The sequence below is a fragment of the Levilactobacillus spicheri DSM 15429 genome (assembly GCF_001435095.1).
In the GTDB taxonomy this organism is placed as follows: Bacteria; Bacillota; Bacilli; order Lactobacillales; family Lactobacillaceae; genus Levilactobacillus; species Levilactobacillus spicheri.
Window position 1 is genome coordinate 1 of record NZ_AZFC01000018.1, and the last position, 19,107, is coordinate 19,107.

18 protein-coding genes are annotated in these 19,107 nt (G+C 56.1%); 5 read left to right on the forward strand and 13 right to left on the reverse strand.

Features of this window, described 5'->3' with window-relative positions; translation table 11 throughout:
• Nucleotides 1–208 precede the first annotated feature (208 nt).
• The 7 genes from FD37_RS07080 to FD37_RS07110 all read right to left on the reverse strand — a co-directional run bounded on the left by FD37_RS07080 (nt 209) and on the right by FD37_RS07110 (nt 5,078).
• Nucleotides 209–1,168 carry a hypothetical protein gene (locus tag FD37_RS07080; protein WP_056964410.1) on the reverse strand — a complete coding sequence of 320 codons (960 nt, stop codon included), beginning with the start codon at nt 1,166–1,168 and terminating at the stop codon, nt 209–211.
• Nucleotides 1,169–1,215: 47 nt separating this feature from the next.
• A complete protein-coding gene (locus FD37_RS07085; RefSeq protein WP_147007774.1) occupies nt 1,216–1,653 on the reverse strand; it encodes a hypothetical protein in 438 nt (145 codons plus the stop codon).
• Nucleotides 1,650–1,856 (reverse strand): helix-turn-helix transcriptional regulator, encoded by a 207-nt coding sequence (locus FD37_RS07090; protein WP_045806320.1) that lies wholly within the window; start codon nt 1,854–1,856, stop codon nt 1,650–1,652. The genes FD37_RS07085 and FD37_RS07090 overlap by 4 nt, the downstream gene beginning before the upstream one ends.
• Before the next feature lie 189 nt (nt 1,857–2,045).
• Complete coding sequence (gene glpK / locus FD37_RS07095; protein WP_045806319.1) at nt 2,046–3,560, reverse strand: glycerol kinase GlpK; 1,515 nt, start codon at nt 3,558–3,560, stop codon at nt 2,046–2,048.
• Nucleotides 3,561–3,700: 140 nt separating this feature from the next.
• Complete coding sequence (locus FD37_RS07100; protein WP_056964414.1) at nt 3,701–4,348, reverse strand: endonuclease III domain-containing protein; 648 nt, start codon at nt 4,346–4,348, stop codon at nt 3,701–3,703.
• 128 nt (nt 4,349–4,476) lie between these two features.
• Complete coding sequence (locus FD37_RS07105) at nt 4,477–4,722, reverse strand: hypothetical protein (RefSeq protein ID WP_045806317.1); 246 nt, start codon at nt 4,720–4,722, stop codon at nt 4,477–4,479.
• Nucleotides 4,723–4,820: 98 nt separating this feature from the next.
• Entirely contained in the window at nt 4,821–5,078 is a 258-nt protein-coding gene (locus FD37_RS07110) for a type II toxin-antitoxin system Phd/YefM family antitoxin (RefSeq protein ID WP_045806316.1), read from the reverse strand.
• Nucleotides 5,079–5,234: 156 nt separating this feature from the next.
• Here FD37_RS07110 and FD37_RS07115 point away from each other — a divergent pair, with 156 nt between their 5' ends.
• Nucleotides 5,235–5,891, forward strand: a complete 657-nt coding sequence (locus FD37_RS07115) for a DUF6198 family protein (protein ID WP_045806315.1) — start codon at nt 5,235–5,237, stop codon at nt 5,889–5,891.
• 233 nt (nt 5,892–6,124) lie between these two features.
• On the opposite strand, the gene FD37_RS07120 is transcribed toward FD37_RS07115, so the two are convergent.
• Nucleotides 6,125–7,012 carry an alpha/beta hydrolase fold domain-containing protein gene (locus FD37_RS07120; protein WP_045806314.1) on the reverse strand — a complete coding sequence of 296 codons (888 nt, stop codon included), beginning with the start codon at nt 7,010–7,012 and terminating at the stop codon, nt 6,125–6,127.
• Between the two features lie 173 nt (nt 7,013–7,185).
• On the opposite strand from FD37_RS07120, the gene FD37_RS07125 reads away from it, so the two are divergent.
• Together FD37_RS07125 and FD37_RS07130 are read left to right on the forward strand one after the other, a co-directional pair.
• Complete coding sequence (locus FD37_RS07125; protein WP_056964415.1) at nt 7,186–7,980, forward strand: tyrosine-protein phosphatase; 795 nt, start codon at nt 7,186–7,188, stop codon at nt 7,978–7,980.
• Between the two features lie 139 nt (nt 7,981–8,119).
• Nucleotides 8,120–9,067: an alpha/beta hydrolase gene (locus FD37_RS07130; RefSeq protein ID WP_045806312.1), complete on the forward strand. Its 948-nt coding sequence runs from the start codon at nt 8,120–8,122 to the stop codon at nt 9,065–9,067.
• Nucleotides 9,068–9,557: 490 nt separating this feature from the next.
• Here FD37_RS07130 and purB read toward each other — a convergent pair whose 3' ends face one another.
• Nucleotides 9,558–10,865, reverse strand: a complete 1,308-nt coding sequence (gene purB, locus FD37_RS07135) for an adenylosuccinate lyase (RefSeq protein WP_056964417.1) — start codon at nt 10,863–10,865, stop codon at nt 9,558–9,560.
• Between the two features lie 272 nt (nt 10,866–11,137).
• On the opposite strand from purB, the gene FD37_RS07140 reads away from it, so the two are divergent.
• Nucleotides 11,138–12,433 carry an adenylosuccinate synthase gene (locus tag FD37_RS07140; RefSeq protein WP_045806305.1) on the forward strand — a complete coding sequence of 432 codons (1,296 nt, stop codon included), beginning with the start codon at nt 11,138–11,140 and terminating at the stop codon, nt 12,431–12,433.
• 15 nt (nt 12,434–12,448) lie between these two features.
• Nucleotides 12,449–13,435 carry a GMP reductase gene (locus FD37_RS07145; protein WP_056964419.1) on the forward strand — a complete coding sequence of 329 codons (987 nt, stop codon included), beginning with the start codon at nt 12,449–12,451 and terminating at the stop codon, nt 13,433–13,435.
• Nucleotides 13,436–13,632: 197 nt separating this feature from the next.
• On the opposite strand, the gene FD37_RS12800 is transcribed toward FD37_RS07145, so the two are convergent.
• The 4 genes from FD37_RS12800 to FD37_RS07160 form a co-directional block, all read right to left on the reverse strand.
• Nucleotides 13,633–13,779, reverse strand: a complete 147-nt coding sequence (locus FD37_RS12800) for a hypothetical protein (RefSeq protein WP_156652728.1) — start codon at nt 13,777–13,779, stop codon at nt 13,633–13,635.
• An 82-nt stretch (nt 13,780–13,861) separates the two neighbouring features.
• Nucleotides 13,862–14,293 carry a universal stress protein gene (locus FD37_RS07150; protein ID WP_045806303.1) on the reverse strand — a complete coding sequence of 144 codons (432 nt, stop codon included), beginning with the start codon at nt 14,291–14,293 and terminating at the stop codon, nt 13,862–13,864.
• A 19-nt stretch (nt 14,294–14,312) separates the two neighbouring features.
• Nucleotides 14,313–15,932 carry an Nramp family divalent metal transporter gene (locus FD37_RS07155; RefSeq protein WP_056964421.1) on the reverse strand — a complete coding sequence of 540 codons (1,620 nt, stop codon included), beginning with the start codon at nt 15,930–15,932 and terminating at the stop codon, nt 14,313–14,315.
• 417 nt (nt 15,933–16,349) lie between these two features.
• Nucleotides 16,350–17,969 carry an Nramp family divalent metal transporter gene (locus FD37_RS07160; RefSeq protein WP_056964423.1) on the reverse strand — a complete coding sequence of 540 codons (1,620 nt, stop codon included), beginning with the start codon at nt 17,967–17,969 and terminating at the stop codon, nt 16,350–16,352.
• Between the last annotated feature and the right edge of the window lie 1,138 nt (nt 17,970–19,107).

The window sequence follows — 19,107 nt, forward strand, 5'->3', positions numbered from 1 at the left end:
CCTTGATGGTTTTTTCTGTCCACTTAAATGTTCAACTTAAATTTTACAATCTGCCTTATAGAAAAAGGTGAGCCTATCATGCTTGAATTCAGGCATTCCCCTTATCCTGGATTGATAGATGAGTCGCCTGGAAGCAAAATACAAATAACCAAACGGGACCCCATCAGTTTAGACTGATGAGGTCCCGTTTTTTAATGATTGAAACCGCTCATTCCTTAACCAAATAAATCATGACGCTGCCGGGAGCTTCACCTTCGATATCCTCCGTTGGGGTCACAATGCTGGCCCCAATCTCCCAACCTTTATATTGATTGCGAGCTGTCGCATTTAATCCAGCGGCAGCTAATGCTTGGTCCATTGAGGTTTGACTATCCGGATTCTTAACCAAGATATGATCCACGAAGCGCGACTGTTGAACGGGCACTAACGTCTGAAAATACGTTTGCCAGTTGGCTTGGGAGATATCCCCATTACGCGTATCCTTCGCCAGAATCTGATCTTGTTCGACCGCGTTTTGGAGCCGATAATCAAAGGTCGCCGCGGGGAATAATTCCAGCAGTTTTTGGTTGTCCGTATTAAGATTTGAATCCAATTTCTGAATGGGTGCCCAGTTCATCTTTGCGATTGTCGTATTCGCTGGTGAGAGGGCCGCCTCCCGTTTAGCCTGGGCTTTTTCTTCGGCGACCCATTGCGCATGAGTTTCGCCTAACACTGGCTTGGCCCGAAAGTAGCCGTGCCAAATCCAACCGCCCCGCTTACCATTGGCGCTATTCACGTGATAGTACAGGAGTTCCTTTCCAGTCTGCTTATCGTACAGAAGTTCATGGGCGTTCGTGATCCATTTGACCCGGTTTGTCAGGGAATTACTGCCATAATCAATGCCCAAATGTTTGGAATAGCGCGACCCTTTAAACGCATACAACGCATGATGGCCCATGCTTCGTCGCCAAATCAACCGAACTGAATTTGACCGTTGCGCCGAATAAGTCGCCGGTGCGTAATGATTGTCCGCCATTGCGGTCGTCATCGATCCCCCAAAAACGGCAACCTCCGCACAACAAGCCAATATCGTATTCACTACTTTCCTCACGATACCAATCTCCTCTCGAATCGCCCCCATGATAGCATCAGCTAACCGCGAGACCGTCAAAACTTCGAAAAAAGCCATTAGATTGTATCGTTAAACACCGTAACTAAATTAACCACTATTTACCATTAAGCCTGATCATACCGCCACCACAGATAGTAGTACTGCACGTTCGCGCCCGCCGCAATCAGGTAGGCGACCGCGAGAAGCGTCAGCAACAGCGTTTGGGTCTCGAACCGGACTAAAAACAGGATACTTCCCAGGGCAATTAGCCCCCAAACGCCGTTGGTCATCCCCGTCAGACAGGCCGAATGGACCTTCAGGGCGATGGCCCGTTCCCGCTCGTCGTCGGTATACCACATCCCCGACTGCCGCTGTTTAACGTGATACCGCTGATTCAGCGTCCAGGCCAAGATCCAGTAGCTGGTCACCAATAGCAGCATGGCCACCAGCGTCCCCGTGATGGGCAACGCCCACAACCGGCCCAAGACCAGGACCCCTAACGCCACCAAGGCCACGTTGTTCATCCAAAACGTCATGCGCACAATGCGCTTTGCTCGACTCATTGATGCTCCCCTTTCGTTCGTTGAAACAAATCGTCCACCGTCGTCCCCAGGAGGTCCGCCAACCGGAAGGCCAACGACAACGACGGGTCATACTTGTCGTTTTCGATGGCGTTGATGGTCTGCCGCGTCACCCCGGCCAACTCCGCGAGCCGGGCCTGTGACAGCCGCTGGTCCTTCCGGAGGACCATGATTCGATTCTGCATTCTGACTTCCCTCCTCACTGTCAAACATCTTTGACAATTTAAGTAAAACATCTTTGACATTTTTCCGCAAGTCATTGGCTTGGGGAACGCAAAAAGAAACGCGTGGGAGAACGCCAAAAAAGCCTGAGACCTGTTGTCTCAAGCTTCCTTTACATGCTTCAAAGTCATTAACCGGTCCGTTACTCACCACTAGTTGCGTTGCGGCTTGAACGCCCGGGTCGCCGCCACGGCCTGTTGCCAGCCGGCGTAGAGCCGTTCGCGCCGGTCCGCTTCCATGTCGGGCGTAAACAGCCGGCCAGCCTGGCGAATGTCCTTGATCTCGTCCAGACTCTGCCAGTACCCCACGGCCAGCCCGGCGGCAATCGCTGCGCCCAGGGCCGTGGTCTCCTCATCGGACGACCGTTGGACCGGCGTGTCGAGGATGTCCGCCTGGAACTGCATCAGGTAGCGGTTCCGCGAGGCGCCCCCGTCGGCCATCAGCTCCGAAATGGTGATACCCGTGTCCTGCGTCATGGTGGTCAGGACGTCGCGGGTCTGGTAGGCGATCGACTGCAGCGTCGCCTTGACGAAGTCATTGCGGTTACTCCCGCGGGTCAGGCCGAAGACCGCCCCCCGGGCATCGGGGTCCCAGTATGGCGCCCCCAGCCCGTTGAAGGCCGGCACCACGTAGACCTCGTCGTTATCGGTCGAGGCCATGGCCGCCTGCCGCGATTCCGGCACGTTGTCGATGATCTTCAGGCTTTCGTGCAGCCAGGCCAGCGCCGTGCCGGCCACCAAGATCGACCCTTCGAGCGCGTAGGTGATCTCGCCGTTCAGTTTAAAGGCGATCGTGGTCAACAGGTTATGCGCCGAGGTCTGCGGCTGATTCCCCGTGTTCATCATCGCGAAGGCCCCGTCCCCGTAAGTGTTCTTGACCATCCCGGGTTTCAAAGCCAGTTGCCCCAGCAGCGCGGCCGATTGGTCCCCAATGAGACCGGCAATCGGCACTTCGACGCCGTAGAACTGGAAGTTCTGGGTGACCCCGTAGACCTCGGAACTGGACTTGACCTCGGGCAGCATCGCGGCCGGGATGTTCAACCAGTCCAGGATGTCGGTGTCCCACTTGAGCTCGTGGATGTTGAACAGCATGGTCCGGCTGGCGTTACTGTAGTCGGTCACGTGGATCTTGCCACCGGAGAGTTTCCAGGCCAGCCAACTATCGACCGTCCCGAAGGCCAGCTCCCCCTTTTCGGCGCGCTCCTGGGCCCCGGCGACGTGGTCGAGGATCCAGCGGACCTTGGTGGCACTGAAGTAGGAATCGACCAGCAACCCGGTCTTGGCCTTGATGGCGTCGCCGTGGTCGTGCGCCAGCTGCTTGGCCAGCTGCAGGGTCTGGCGACTTTGCCAGCCGATGGCGTGGTAGATGGGCTCGCCGGTGGTCTTATCCCACACGATGGTGGTTTCCCGTTGGCTACTGATCCCGATGGCCTGGATGTTCTCCGGGTGAATCGACGCATCGATCAGCGCACTGGCAATCACCGACAACACACTGTTCCAGATCTCGTTCGCGTCGGACTCGACCCAGCCGGCGTGCGGATAGTACTGGGGCACTTCCTTGTACCCCTCGATGACCTTACGCCCGGTGTGGTCGAAGATCAGCGCCCGCGTGCTACTGGTCCCTTGGTCGATCGCTAACAGATAATTTTCTGGCTCTTTAAGTGCCATGGTCCAAAACTCCCTCCAGATACCATTTCACTGGGAAACGGTTACATTTCAATTGCACCTATCATATCACGAAGCGCCCGTCAGCGCCGCAGATAAGTGCTCGGTGGTGCATGGCCTTTACGATTGCTTAAGCATTTTGGTTAGACCATTAAGTGCCGTTCCGCGAGAAACGACCGGTCGAAGTCGGCCTGGGTCTTGACGGCCTTGCCGAACTCGTCGATCAGCGCGTGGAACTCCTGACAGTCGTGGAGCCCCAGTGGAAACTGGGCCAGCACGCGTTTTTGAAACGCCGGGTAGGTCTTGGGCATGGTCGCGCCCAGCCAGGCGAACAGGCGCCGGGCGTAGGTGTCGACCATGAAGGTCCCGTGGTCCAGCGTGTACATCAGGATGTAGTCGGCGGTCTCGTTGCCGATGCCGGTAATCGCCAGCAGTTCGGCCCGCTCGGTGGCCGCGTCGCCCCGCCGCAAAGCCGCGAGGTCGTCATCGTGTTCGCCCAACCACGCGGCCAGGTCCAGGATGGCCGTGGCCTTGCGGCGGTAGAATCCGCTGGCACGAATCAGCGGCGTAATGGTCGCCGGGGTCAGGGCCCGCAGCTTCGCCGGGTCGAACCCGGTCGCTCGTTTCAGGGCAATCAGCGACGGCTCGACGTTACGCCAGTTGGTGTTTTGGACCAGGATGGCACCCAGCATGATTTCGATGGGCGTTTCGGCCCAGGGCGTCCCGGGGCGCAGCCAGGGTTGCGGCCCCATCGCGGTCGCCATGGTGTGGTACAGGTCTTCAATGGTCATTTAGCGGTGAACCTCCCTTTCGATTAACAGTTCTAAACGGTGATCGCCAACCCCTAGTTTAGCATTTTTCACCAGCCAACTAAAAAGGTGGCCGCCCGGTATGCCGGTCGACCACCCTGCTGAATGAATTACCGTTTGATGACCAGGCGAATGTCGGCGTCGACATCGTCCGGGTGAAGCTGTTCTTGGTAGGTGAAGTCCGCACTCTTAAAGTAATGCTTGATCTCCTCGTTGAGCTCTTCAACGGGCCGAACATCCTTATCTAAGCGCTTTAATAAAAGCGTATATTCCTTCGAGTCTTCGTCGACGTTTTCGAAGTGGTATTCAATCGCCTCGGAGTTCAAAATTTCTTGAATTAACTGCCGTTCTGTCATGATCTATACCTCGCTTTAAAGTTTTAGGTTCAACTCCATCATAGAATTAAACGCGGAATTTGTTAATTAATTCATCCAAATTAACTTAGTCACCGCCGCTACCAGTTGCTATCGGGCTGCTCCATCGTCGTCCAGTCGTCATCCGCGGCGAACCGGTGCCGCACCGCCGCAAGGCTACCGGCCTGGATCAACGCCAGCGTCTCACACATGGCGTCGTAGTCGTGCTTGTTCAGCAAAACGGCATCCTGCGTCGGGTCCGCCTGGTGAATGATCACCGGGTCGTGACTGGTGGCGACGGCCTGCGTCAGGTCGGTCAACTGAGCTTGAGCTTCTTGAGCTGAAACGATTTTCGTCAATGTTAGCGCCTCCATACTGTCATTATACCCGCCCCTCGCAATTAAATCTGCCCCAAAAGCCGGTTCTCGCGAGAAATGCCGAATTGCCCCTTTTCCTTTCACAAGCAAACGGTTAGACTATGAGATGGACTAACTTGAGAGGAGAGGTGACGTGCGGTGGCAAAGATGCAAGATTTCGGACAACGGATGCGTTTTTTGGGGTTCTCCATTGTCCTCAACTCCGCCGCCAACGCGCTGACCATCTCCACCAACCTGGGGAGTGCCGTGTGGACCGGGTCGTCGGTCAACCTGGCCAACTGGATTCACGTGCCCCTCGGGACCACCCTGTTCGGCTACGGCATCGTCATCACCCTGCTGAACCAACTGTTGCTGGGACAATTCGACCGGCGGCGGTTCGTGTCGAACCTGCTGTACATCGTGCCCTTTAGCTACCTGGTCGAGTGGATTGGCTACTTCTGGGACTGGCTGGGCGTCGGTCAGTTGAGCCTGACGGGCCGGGTCATCGTCGACATCATTGGTCTCTTCGGCGTCGCCTTTGCCGTGTCGATCTACCAGCGGTGCAACATCATCATGCACCCCAACGACGACCTGTCCTACATCATCCGGTTCCGCTTCCTGCACGGCTCGGCGGTCATCGCCCAGTGGGCCAGCTACCTGCCGCCGGTGATCATCATCGTCCTGTCGTTCTGGGCGACCGGCCAGCTGCACGCCATCGGCTTCGGAACCATCTGGGCGCTGGTCACCCAAGGCATCGTCATGGCCTGGGCCGACAAACACGTCTTTCCGAGTCTGAAACACCACGTGGACGTTTAACCCGATTAAACCGGTCATGGCGCTCCACGACCAGCAAGTCGCCTCTGTTGCGCTCACATATCCGTTAATCGACAAAAGCAAAACAAACTGCCAACACGCTTTCAATCATTCTTAAAGGATCAGTTCCACCAAAATAACCGCAAAGGCCTCTTCACGATGCCCTTGCGGTTATTTTTAATTGTTGGTGATCCATGAATCTCAATTCTCTAGCCAAGCGCGTCTTTTCAGATTGCTTATTTTAACTCATCCGTCAAAATGAACTGCTTAATGGCCTTCAAGGTCCGCTTGGATTCCGGCAGCTTCAGCCACAGCAGGTAATCGTGTAACATCGCGTGCATCTCGTGGGCCGCGTACGGCGTGCCCGTGGCCTCCCGCAGCTTCTGCAGCAGGCGCTGGTCGTCGGCGTGCAACAGCTCGTTGGTCCCGTAGTACAACAGGATGGGCCCCAGGTCGTCGAAGCTCCCGTAGATGGGGCTGACCAGCGGGTCGGTCACCGGATGGTCGCCGGCGTACTGGTAGCCGATCTGCTTGAGCGTTTCCAGCGGCAGGTACGGGTCGCGCTGGGCCGCCGTTTGCAGGTCCGGGTTCATCATGCTCAGGTCGGTCCACGGCGAGATCAGGATGCTGCCGGCCGGCAACGTCTTGTGGTGGGCCCGCAACTGCTGGAGCACCGTCAACGCCAGACCGCCGCCCGCCGAGTCGCCCATCAGGTAGAAGCGGTCGTCCGGGTACTGTGCCCGCAGGTAATCGTAGGCGTTCAGCGCAAAGACCACCGTCTGGTCGACCGTGGCTTCCGGCACCAGCGGGTAGTCCACGTAGGAGATCCGCAGGTTGGCCTGCTGGATCAAGGCCTCCATGATCTCCCGGTGGCTCGCGATGCCCTGCATGGTGTAGGCGCCGCCGTGCAGCAGGATCACGTGTTGCGGCAACGGGGAGCCCGAGTCCGCCGTTAAGATGCGGCCGCCGAAGACCTCGCGTTCCTTGACCACGATGCCCGCCGCAAACTTCGCGGGGACGACGGCCTGGTTCTGCCGACTTGGTTGTAAAAACGCCTGTTCAATCTGTCGTTTTAGCTGACTGTGCTGGGTCTTAAAGAGTAACCATCTTCCCCGCAAGCTCACAACTACCACCCTATTCTGTAGACCTTCGTCCATTCTCTCAACTCTATAGTGACCAGTATACAGCGTTTGGCCACAAAACGCTTGACCATTTTGACACGAATCGTTGGGCAAACGCCGGAAAAACCGTTAGAATAGAGCCAATGACACGCTGACGAAAGGGCGGTAGATGTAGTATGACAACGAATCGGTTATTACAGGTGACGGGAGGCCTCAACTTCCGGGAACTGGGGGGTTACCCCACCATCGACGGCCACACGGTCAAGTGGCACAAATTGGTGCGCTCCGCGGGACTGGCGAACCTAACCGCCGCGGACCAAGACTTCCTAGGCGACTACGGCATCGTCGCCGACGTCGATTTTCGTTCCGAGGCCGAACGGGACCAGGCGCCCGACCGCTTGCCGACCGGGGCGTCCTACCACTTCTTGCCGGTCTTTCCCGATGGTGACCAGACCGACGCCTCGGCTTCCCGGGCCGACCTGGAACGCCGCTTCTCGCAGGACCCGCAGGCCGGCTACCAGCACATGCTGGACGTCTACCGCAACATGGTGACGCTCAAGTCCTCGCAGGCCGCCTACCGCCAGTTCTTCCAGGTGCTCTTGGCCGCCACGGAGGACCACCAGGCCGTGCTGTTCCATTGTACGGCCGGCAAGGACCGCACCGGGATCGGCGCCTTTTTGGCCCTGAGCGCTTTGGGCGTGGACCCGCAGGTGATTCGCAAGGACTACCTGGCGACCAACACCTACATCCAGCCCAAGACCGACGAGATGGTCCAGCGCGCTCAAGACGACCACCAAAGCGACGCCTTTGTCGCCAACATCCGCGCTCTAGGGACGGTCAACCCGGACTACTTCGACACCGCGACCGGGATCATCAACACCCAGTACGGCGGCGTGCAGGATTACCTGCGCGATGTGCTGGGTTTAACCGTTAAGCAGCTCGACCAATTGAAGAAAACATATCTCGATTAAAGATCGGCACGCTCATCGTCTGATGGGGGTGCCCTTTTTAGCGGCTGACTGGTTGGGTCGACCCACCGTTTCGCTTGTGTTGCGGGTGGCCATCTTCTATAATAGCTGGGTATTTTGCATAAGAGAAAGGACGGTTTCCGTGAAAAAAACAACAACTTTGGCGCTCCCCCTGTTAGGAGCCGCCGCGACGGCCTTACTGGCCAGCGAACATCTCTTCAACTTCGCCTTCAAGCGGGTCAACTACGTGCCGGAGACCTCCGCCGACAAACAAAAGTACGCGGACGCCTACTACGCGTACGTCGACTGGTTCAAGGCCATCCCCAAGACGACCTGGTACCTCCACGAGCACGACCCGCGCAATCGAATGGTCGCGACCTACATCCCGGCCGCCACGACCAGCGAGCGCACGGTGATCATCGCCCACGGCTACAAGGGCAACGGGGAGACCATGGCGAACTTCGCCAAGATGTACCACGAGCTGGGCTTCAACGTCCTGCTGCCCGACGACCGCGGCCACGGCGAGAGTGCCGGCAAGTACATTAGTTTCGGCTGGCTGGACCGACTGGACTACCAGCAGTGGATCCAGCAGGTCATCGACCGCACGTCGCCGCGGGTCCAGATCCTGCTGTTCGGGGTCTCGATGGGCGGCGCGACCATGGAGATGTTGTCCGGCGAGACGCTGCCGGCTCAAGTCAAGGCGATCATCGCCGACTGCGGCTACTCCAGCGTCGAGGCCGAGCTGGTCTACCTGTTGAAACGCTGGTACCACTTGCCGAAGTACCCGATTGAGCCGCTGGTCAGCACGATTTCCAAGCGGCGGTTGGGCTATTACCTGAACGACGTGACCTCGATCGACCAGTTGAAGAAGAACCGCCGGCCGATTCTCTTCATTCACGGCGAAAAGGACGTTTACGTGCCGGTGGGGATGGCCTACGAAAATTACGCGGCCACCCCGGCGGCCAAACAATTATGGATTGTGAAAAATGCGACCCACGCGGAGAGTTTTTGGATCAATCCGACCCGCTACCGGGCCCACGTGCTCGACTTTTTGCGGACCTACTTCGACCCGGAACTACCGGCGGAGTAGCGTTAAGGCGCGGTTAAGTTTTTAGATTTCCTTTACCAATTCGTCGCAAAGTCGTCAAGGTTTCCGCCTGATTATATTCACATTTGCCGGGTAATATTATCAGCATAGTAAGTCGCCAGTAACGCTTACTAGTCAAAATCATATCCAACCCTGTTTCAGTTCTCTCTCCCCTAGAGAATCGATTCATGGTCAGGACCCCTCAAACCTGACCACTCCTCAAATTTGTTCTTCTCCCCCTAAGAAGAACGCCTCATGAAAAAACCGTTCCAGCTCTGCACGGCTGGAACGTTTTTTTGTTGCGGTGTTCATTCAGTGGTGGCTGTCGATTGCTTCCGCTCAGCTGGGCCGTGACGACCGTGGGCATTGTCTTGGACCCGTCTGTGTGAGTGCTAGCACTGACGGTCACTCGCCAACAAAAACACCAGGACGCGAAAAAATCCGCCCCCGGGTGCTCGTCCGGTGACGGATTTTTCAACCTATCTATCTTAAATTATTTAGCGCTCGGTAACAACCCCAAACGCTTAAAAATCACATCAACGCGGCGTAAATGATAGTGATAGTCGAACGCGTCGGCGATTTGGGCGGGTGACAACCGGCTGGTGATTCCTTCACTGGCCTCGACCAGTGGCCGGAACTGGGTCTGTTCGTCCCACGCCCGCGCCGTCAACGGCTGGACCAGGTCGTAGGCGTCCTCCCGGCTCATCCCCGCCTCAATCAGCTTCAACAGGAGCCGCTGGCTGTAGATCAAGCCGTAGGTCCGGCCCATGTTGGCCTTCATGGTCTCCGGGAACACGTCTAGGTTAGTCAGGATGCGGTTGAACCGGTGCAGCATGTAGTCCAGCAGCGTGGTGGTTTCCGGCAAAATGATCCGTTCCGCCGAGGAGTGCGAGATGTCGCGCTCGTGCCACAGGCTGACGTTCTCGTAAGCCGTGATCACGTTGCCCCGCAGGACCCGCGCCAGCCCGGTCACGTTCTCCGAGCCGATTGGGTTGCGCTTGTGTGGCATCGCCGACGAGCCCTTCTGACCGGGGTTGAAGTGTTCTTCCACTTCATGAATCTCCGACCGCTGGAGGCTCCGGATCTCCGTGGCGAACTCTTCGATGCTGGTCCCAATCAGGGCCAACGTGGCGATGTAGTCGGCGTGCAGGTCCCGGGGCAGCACCTGACTGGCAATCGGCTGGGCCGTGATGCCCAGTTGGTCACACACGAAGGCTTCCACCTCGGGCGGCACGTTGGCGAAGGTCCCCACGGCCCCGCTGATTTTTCCGGTCTCGACGCCGCGGGCGGCCTGGTCGAACCGGGCCAGGTTGCGCTGCATCTCGGCGTACCAGCGGGCGACCTTCAAGCCGAAGGTCGTCGGTTCCGCCTGCACCCCGTGGGTCCGGCCAATCATGACCGTATCCTTGTACCGCAACGCCAGGTCCTTTAGGGTCGCCGTCAGGGTCACGATGCCCTGCCGCAGCTGGGCGTTGGCCTGCTTCAGCCGGTACCCCTGCGCCGTGTCGACCACGTCGGTACTGGTGACGCCAAAGTGGATCCACTTGCGTTCCGGTCCCAGCGATTCGGACACGTCCCGGGTGAAGGCCACGACGTCGTGGTGGGTCACCGCTTCGATCTCGGCGATGCGGTCCACGTCGAAGGTCGCGTGATCGCGAATCTTCTGGGCGTCCGCGGCGGGAATCTCTCCTAATTGAGCCCAGGCTTCGTCGATGGCGATCTCAACGGCCAACCAGGACGCGTATTGGTTCTCTAATGACCAGATATGGCCCATCTCCGGTCGGGTATAGCGTGATAACATGGCGGTTCCTCCTTGAATAATGCGTAAAACACGAACATTGAATTGAATTTACGGATTTTCTACGGGAATCATTATAGCATAGTCGCCCGCCGGAAAGCCACCGATAATTCAACTATTAAGGAGATTAATTCGTTTACAAGGCCGATAATTAGAACTTTTATTGGGATTCTTTTATTAATTGTTCGTTTTTCGCTTGCATTTTAATTACGAACTTGATAAACTGATTCTTGCTGAGCGTTCGGCTCGGTAAAATAAAACGATGGGGTGTTGTTATGTCATCAATAGTTGTAGTTGGTAGTCAATGGGGCGATGAAGGTAAAGGAAAGATCACTGATTTTCTGAGTGAAAAAGCAGACGTTATCGCCCGCTACCAGGGTGGCGATAACGCCGGCCATACCATCGTCTTCAACGGCCAGACGTTCAAGCTGCGGTTGATTCCATCCGGGATCTTCTACGCGGACAAGACCAGCGTGATCGGCAACGGGGTCGTTTTGAACCCCAAGTCCCTGGTCCAAGAACTCCACTACTTAAATGAAAACGGCGTGAACACGGACAACCTGCGGATCTCCGACCGGGCCCACGTGATCCTGCCGTACCACATCTTACTCGACAAGTGCCAAGAAAAGACCAAGACCAACAAGATTGGGACCACCAACAAGGGGATCGGCCCGGCTTACATGGATAAAGCCGAACGGGTCGGCATCCGGGTCGCCGATTTATTGGACCACGACATCTTCGCGGCCAAGTTAAAGCAAAACCTCGACGAAAAAAACGAGTTGTTCGTCAAACTGTACGACGAACAACCCCTGGACTTTAATGAAATTTTCGATACCTACTATCAATACGGACAAATGCTGAAGAGCTACGTGACCGACACGTCCGTGGTCATCAACGACGCCATCGACGCCGGCAAGAACGTCTTATTCGAAGGCGCGCAAGGCGTCATGTTGGATATCGACCACGGGACCTACCCGTTCGTCACCTCGTCCAACCCGGTCGCCGGCGGTGTCACGATTGGTGCCGGCGTGGGCCCGACCAAGATCAACCACGTGGTCGGCGTCTGCAAGGCCTACACGTCCCGGGTCGGCGACGGGCCGTTCCCAACGGAACTGCACGACGAAATTGGCGACACGATTCGCGAGACAGGCCACGAATACGGGACGGTCACCAAGCGGCCGCGGCGGATCGGCTGGTTCGACAGCGTGGTCTTACGGCACGCCAAACGGGTCTCCGGCCTGACGAACCTGTCGCTCAACTGCCTGGACGTCCTGACCGGTTTAAAGACCGTCAAGCTCTGCAAGGCCTACAAGTTAAACGGCGAAACCATTTACCATTACCCGGCCAGCCTGAAGGACCTGGAAAACTGCGAACCGATCTACGAAGAACTGCCCGGCTGGGACGAAGACATCACCGGCTGCAAATCCTTGGATGAGCTGCCCGCCAACGCCCGGCACTACGTCGAACGTCTCGAAGAACTCGTCGGCGTTCCCGTTGCGACCCTGTCCGTCGGTCCCGACCGTGAACAAACCAACATTCTGCACCACATTTGGGGCACCCCGAACAACTAAGAGGAGTGATAAACGATGCACCCAGCCGAAGTCTTTGATTACGAAGATATTCAATTAGTTCCGAATAAATGTGTCTTGGAGAGTCGTTCCGAGGCCGACACGACCATCGAATTTGGTGGTCGGCGGTTCCGGATTCCCGTGGTTCCCGCCAACATGGAGACCGTGATCAACGAACCCCTGGCCGTTTGGCTCGCGCAAAACGACTACTTCTACGTGATGCACCGCTTCCAGCCGCAAGAACGGCAAGGCTTCATCGAGCGGATGCACAACCAGCATCTGTTCGCCTCGATCAGTGTCGGCGTCAAGCCCGATGAACACACCTTCATCGACCAGCTGGCCGCCGCGGACCTGGTTCCGGAATACATCACCATCGACATCGCCCACGGGCACGCCAACTCGGTGATCCGGATGATCCAAAAGATCAAGAGCACCCTGCCCGCCAGCTTCGTCATCGCCGGCAACGTCGGGACGCCCGAAGCCGTCCGGGAACTGGAAAACGCCGGCGCCGACGCCACCAAGGTCGGCATCGGCCCGGGGAAGGCCTGCATCACCAAGCTGAAGACCGGCTTTGGGACCGGGGGCTGGCAATTGGCCGCCCTGCGGCTCTGTGCCAAGGCCGCCCGCAAGCCGATCGTCGCCGATGGCGGGATTCGCTACAACGGCGACATCGCCAAGTCGATTCGCTTCGGCGCCAGCATGGTCATGATTGGCTCCATGCTAGCCGGCCACGAACAGTCGCCCGGCAGCAAGCTGACCATCGACGGTCGGGTCTACAAGCAATACTGGGGCTCCGCGTCCGAGAAGCAAAAGGGCGCCTACCGCAACGTGGAAGGCAAGCAGATGCTGGTGCCGTACCGCGGTGACCTGGCCGACACCCTGCAGGAGATCCACCAAGACCTGCAGTCGTCCATCTCCTACGCCGGTGGCCGCAACCTGCTGGACATCCGCACGGTCGATTACGTGATCGTCAAGAACTCCATCACGAACGGTGACCACTACTAAACTCACGCTTCAACGCTGTTAATCAGCAAAAAACGGTTCAAATCCCTTCAAGTGGATTTGAACCGTTTTTGATAGCTTCTTGATGACCGTGGTGCCATTGATGTGACCTCGTGTTTTTCAGCTAGATGATATCCAGGCCTCAGCACATCACGCCACCCACAGCTAACCTGCTCACCAGCGTGGCGCGACTTCTAGCGTTACCACTGCCGTCGGCCGAACCATAACCAGTCACACCACCGGCCGAACCGGGAGTGCGCCGGACTCGTTGGCCGCTCGGTGACACCGGCGTGTTGCGTGAAGAATGTGCGGTACAGGTCGTACGCGTTCCAGAATTGATCGTTCATCTTATCTCGCTCCCCAGCAAAAAGCGGCCGTTGCTCCTGCCATCTTCTGGCATGGCAACGACCGCCATTTTTTTCGTTTCGCTTACCGAATCACCAACACAGAAATTGGTGAGTACTTCGCCATGTAGGCGGCTTGGCTCCCAAAATGGCGCCGAACCCCCTGCTTGGCTTCCGACCCGATGATCAGTAAATCGGGTTGCACGTGCGGAATCACGTCCTGGATAATGGTCTCCCCCGGATTCCCTTCCGCGACCAACGTGTGAACCTGGGTAATCCCCGCAGCTTCCGCCTGTTGACGGTAGTCCTGCAGGTGCGTCTCCAGCGTCTGACGTTCCCCGTGGACGAAATCATCGTCCAGCGCCTGATACACGTTCATCTGGTCCTTTTCCAACACTGACACAATGTACAGCGCCGCATCGTCACGCTTGGCTTGGTGCAACGCGTACTTGAAGGCGAGCAAGGCGTCGGCCGAATCGTCGACCCCCACTAAGATCCGTTGAAACTTGGTTGCCATCGTAATCTCCCCTTTTCGACTAGTTGGCCTCTTGGTTCTCGACACCGTCAATCATCGAGGCTTCCACGGCGGATTCAACCCCTTCAGACTTCAGGTGTTCTTCCAACCGCTTGTTCCCCAAGTGCAATTCCCAAATCGTCCAAACTAACAACGCCAGGATGGCCGCAATCAGTACATAAGCAATCATGTTCGCCATGTTGGTCTGAGCAGCCGTTGGGTTGGCCCCGTAGAAGGCGGCAATTTGGTCAGGCAGGCCCTTCATGTTCAGGACCGTCAAGCCCACCACGGAGATCCAACCGAGAATCTTGACCCATAGGGAGTTCTTGAATTTGCCCATTTCCATCTTACTGTCGGTCATCATCAACAACGGCAGCATCGAGAATGGCAGGGCAAACGCCAGGAAGACTTGCGAATTGTTCATTAAATCGTTCAAAGCCGTGTGTTCCGCAATGGCACTCTTACCACTGAACATCGACACACAGATCAACACCGGAATCACGGAAATCAACCGGGTGATCAACCGCCGGAGCCACAGTGGCATCCGCATGTGGACGAACCCTTCCATGATAACTTGACCGGTTAAGGTCCCGGTAATGGTCGAGTTTTGCCCGGAAGCTAACAGGGCAACGGCAAATAACGTGGATAAGACCCCGGTCTTGGCAACCCCGGCCAGCACACCGTTACTCATAGTCGACGTGTCTGACAAGGCTTGGAACAACCCGAAGAACGATGGGTCCTTGACGGAGCCGGACTTGAAGACCGCGACCCCCATGATTAACAGCAATGCGTTCACGAAGAAGGCCAACGTCAGTTGAATGTTGGAGTCCCAGCTGGCAAACCGCACCGTCCGGGCAATATCTTCTTCATCGTTGTGGTCGATTTCCCGCGTTTGGGAAATGGCCGAGTGCAGGTACAGGTTATGCGGCATGACCGTGGCCCCAATAATTCCCAGGGCACCCTGCAAGGGGTTGTTGCCCCCGATAACGGGCTTTTCCGCAAAGGTCGCGCCGGTCGGAATCAAGCCCTTGAAGACGCCACCCCAGTCCGGATTGGACAGGGCAACTTGGTAGGCAAAGACCACCAGGATGACCAGAATCAAGCAGACGACAATCGCTTCGATCTTCCGGAACCCAATCTTCGTTAATAATAGCAAAAGCAACACATCGAAGACGGTGATGAACACGGAGATCACCAGCGGAATGTCGAACAATAAGTACAGGGCAATCGCGGCCCCAATGACTTCGGCGATATCGGTGGCCATGATGGCTAATTCCGTCATGATCCATAACACGATCCCCAAGGCCTTACTGGTCCGGGCCCGAATCGCTTGGGCCAGGTCCATCTGACTCACGATACCAAGTTTGGCCGCCATGTATTGTAGTAACATCGCAACTAAACTTGAGATCAAGATGACAGACATCAATAAGTACTGGAAGTTTTGCCCCCCGGTAATGGACGTGGACCAGTTACCTGGATCCATGTACCCGACGGCGACTAAGGCACCCGGACCGGAGTACATAAACAATGCTTTCCAAAAACTAATGTTGCGCGGAACCTTGACCGTTCCGTTGATTTCTTCCAACGAGCGACCGTTCGCATATTGGATCAACTTGTGTTTCTTTACTGTGTTATCAGCCACGTAAAAAAACTCCTCTCTCCTCAGAACTTTGTAAAATGAGTTAGAACTTTATAACGACCTCATTGTACATTAAATCTAAGGACGTGCAAAGTCTTTTTTAGATGACCCTAAACTTTATTTGCCCCAGAGACTACTTACCGGTGGCAACCTAATCGTGTCCAACGAAACCGCCTTCATCTGGATAGCCTCGCCCGTCATCGCCCCCGCAAAATCGGCCGTCATCGCCCGACCAATTGCCCGTTTAATAAATAAATTTGTCAAATATTTTTGCATTTCGGTGGGCGCGCTGACCCTAAACCGGCCCTAATTTTTAGTGATTAGTTACCGTTTAATTAGGCGCACCTAATCATTCTAACCAGCAAAATGGCGTTCGCCGTTCTGTCAGGCAACAGAACCACGAACGCCATTTTTTAGGCGCTAATTTTCCTCCTGATTATCGACACCATCGACCATGGCGGCCTCGACAGCGGAGCTCTTGCCCTCAGTCTTCAGGTGTTGCGCTAACCGTTGATTGCCCCGGTGCAGCTCGATGATCGTCCAGGTCAGTAACGCCAGGATGATGACGATCAGCACGTCGGCGATTACGTGTGCCAGATCCGTTTGGGCGGCCGTCGGGTTATCCCCGAAGAAGCCGGCGATTTGGTCGGGCAGACCCTGCATGTTCAGGACCGTCAGCCCGATGACGGAGGCCCAGCCGAGAACCTTGACCCACAGGGAGTTCTTGAACTTGCCCATTTCCAGCTTACTGTCGGTCATCATCAACAGTGGCAGCATGGAGAACGGCAAGGCGAAGGCCAGGAAGACTTGCGAATTGTTCATCAAATCGTTCAAGGCCACGTGTTCATCGATGGCACTCTTGCCACTGGTCATGGACACGCAGATCAGCACCGGAATCACGGAAATCAGCCGGGTGACCAGCCGCCGCAACCACAGTGGCATCCGCATGTGGACGAAGCCCTCCATGATGACTTGACCGGTCAACGTCCCGGTAATGGTCGAGTTTTGCCCGGAAGCCAACAGTGCGACCGCGAACAACGTCGAGAGAATCCCGGTCTTGGCCACGCTGGCCAGGACCCCGTTACTCATGGTCGTGGTATCGGACAGCGCTTGGAACAGCCCGAAGAAGGACGGATCCTTGACGGAACCAGACTTGAAGACCGCGACCCCCATGATCAACAGTAAGGCGTTGACGAAGAAGGCCAGCGTCAGTTGGATGTTCGAATCCCAGCTGGCAAAACGCACGGTCCGCGCGATGTCCTTTTCGGAATTGTGGTCGATCTTCCGCGTTTGCGAAATGGCCGAGTGCAGGTACAGGTTGTGTGGCATCACGGTCGCCCCAATGATCCCTAAGGCCCCTTGCAGGGGGTTCGAGCCGCCCACGGTTGGGCTGGAAGCGAAGGTCTTGCCGGTTGGAATCAAGCCGCCAAAGACGCCGCCCCAGTTAGGGTTCGACAGGGAAACTTGGTACGCGAAGACGACCAGGATGACCATGATCAAGCAGACCACGATGGCTTCAATTTTCCGAAACCCGATTTTGGTCAATAAGAGCAAAAGCAAGACATCAAAGACGGTGATGAACACCGCGATGATTAACGGAATATGAAATAACAGGTACAGCGCAATCGCGGCCCCGATGACTTCGGCAATATCGGTCGCCATAATGGCAAATTCGGTCATGATCCAGAGCACAATGCCCAGGGCTTTACTGGTCCGCGCCCGAATGGCTTGGGCCAAGTCCATTTGACTCACGATGCCAAGTTTGGCGGCCATGTATTGCAGCAGCATCGCAACTAAACTTGAGATCAAGATGACAGACATCAACAGGTACGAGAAATTTTGCCCACCGGTAATCGAGGTGGACCAGTTCCCGGGATCCATGTAACCAACCGCAATTAACGCACCGGGCCCGGAGTACATGAACAGGGCCTTCAAAAAACTAATGTTATGCGGAACTTCCACCGTACCGTTGATTTCCTCCAACGACCGGCCGTTCGCATATTGAATCAACTTGTGCTTCTTGACAGTGGTGTCAGGCATGCTTAAAACTCCCTTCTCTGCGAGTTTGGGATTGGTCTCGCCGAGCATTTAGCGGAGTTTGCTTCCAGCGTTAAATGGGGTTCTGGCTAAATCTCAAATTTTGAAACGTCCTTTCTAGCTACCATATCCTCCCTTCCTATTTCGCCCACAGTCTAGCAAAGAAGCCGGCGTCCGGGCCGCCCCAACGGCTTGTGAAGCGGTCATTTCCCCTAATGACTATACAAACTTAGTGGGTCAGTTATTAGAGGGGATAATGGTGCCAAACTGGCAACAACGCCCTACCTGGCGCCCCGCGGGGTCGGCTTCATTCCCCCGAGGTGGGCACGATTCTGAAACCTCGCCAAAAACCGGCGAGTTTCCAGAACTCGGCCTGATTGTAAGCCAGCCTAAAACGCTGGCTAACAATCATCTCACCACGGGGGAAAACGCCGACCCCACGGTGCTAGATGGAAAATACTTGCGACATTTCTCCGGGGATTAACGGTCTCTGGCATCACTGTCTAAGCCTTTGTGACACTTCCGATTCATGAAAGACACAGGTACATTAGCCACACTGTTTATCACTGACTCTGTTTACGCATCCTGCCAATCAATCGGTCCACTGGGAGTGGGTCTGCCACGATGGTGGTTAGAAATCAGTGGTGGGCCCCATCACCCTCGTCAAGATTGAAATCAACTAACAGGACGTGTCACAGACGATTATGGACTATGACCAATCAGCAGTCGTTACCAGTTCCAGCCCAATTCCGACCTCCCTCCCGGCTGACGGTGGTTGCCTGCCCGCTACACGGCGAAGGAGGTTTCTGCCACCATACCCCCGATTTCGTCACACGTTTCGCACCATTCTAATTGTAAGAACTTATCACTATCCAATTACCTTCTGTCTGCTAGGTTCAAGACGGTGCCACAGCATTACCGAACCCCAAATCGCATCCCTACCTCACTATTCAACCTCACAATTGAAGACACTTTTCCGATGAACACATGTGTCCAATTCACCCCGTTTATGCTCCTTTCTACGCCATGTGAGCGCAACAGAGGCGACTTGCCGGTCGTGGTGAAATTGATGTTGGCTGGGGGGGCTTTCCCAGCCTACATCAAGGCCGAGTTCTGGAGACCTGTGGGGGTTTCACAGGGC

Bases quoted from the DNA above. Each gene is read 5' to 3' on its own strand.
- FD37_RS07080 (WP_056964410.1), bottom strand. From the start codon at position 1,168: ATGGCTTTTTTCGAAGTTTTGACGGTCTCGCGGTTAGCTGATGCTATC.
- FD37_RS07085 (WP_147007774.1), bottom strand. From the start codon at position 1,653: ATGAGTCGAGCAAAGCGCATTGTGCGCATGACGTTTTGGATGAACAAC.
- FD37_RS07090 (WP_045806320.1), bottom strand. From the start codon at position 1,856: ATGCAGAATCGAATCATGGTCCTCCGGAAGGACCAGCGGCTGTCACAG.
- glpK (WP_045806319.1), bottom strand. From the start codon at position 3,560: ATGGCACTTAAAGAGCCAGAAAATTATCTGTTAGCGATCGACCAAGGG.
- FD37_RS07100 (WP_056964414.1), bottom strand. From the start codon at position 4,348: ATGACCATTGAAGACCTGTACCACACCATGGCGACCGCGATGGGGCCG.
- FD37_RS07105 (WP_045806317.1), bottom strand. From the start codon at position 4,722: ATGACAGAACGGCAGTTAATTCAAGAAATTTTGAACTCCGAGGCGATT.
- FD37_RS07125 (WP_056964415.1), top strand. From the start codon at position 7,186: ATGACAACGAATCGGTTATTACAGGTGACGGGAGGCCTCAACTTCCGG.
- purB (WP_056964417.1), bottom strand. From the start codon at position 10,865: ATGTTATCACGCTATACCCGACCGGAGATGGGCCATATCTGGTCATTA.
- FD37_RS07140 (WP_045806305.1), top strand. From the start codon at position 11,138: ATGTCATCAATAGTTGTAGTTGGTAGTCAATGGGGCGATGAAGGTAAA.
- FD37_RS07145 (WP_056964419.1), top strand. From the start codon at position 12,449: ATGCACCCAGCCGAAGTCTTTGATTACGAAGATATTCAATTAGTTCCG.
- FD37_RS12800 (WP_156652728.1), bottom strand. From the start codon at position 13,779: ATGAACGATCAATTCTGGAACGCGTACGACCTGTACCGCACATTCTTC.
- FD37_RS07150 (WP_045806303.1), bottom strand. From the start codon at position 14,293: ATGGCAACCAAGTTTCAACGGATCTTAGTGGGGGTCGACGATTCGGCC.
- FD37_RS07160 (WP_056964423.1), bottom strand. From the start codon at position 17,969: ATGCCTGACACCACTGTCAAGAAGCACAAGTTGATTCAATATGCGAAC.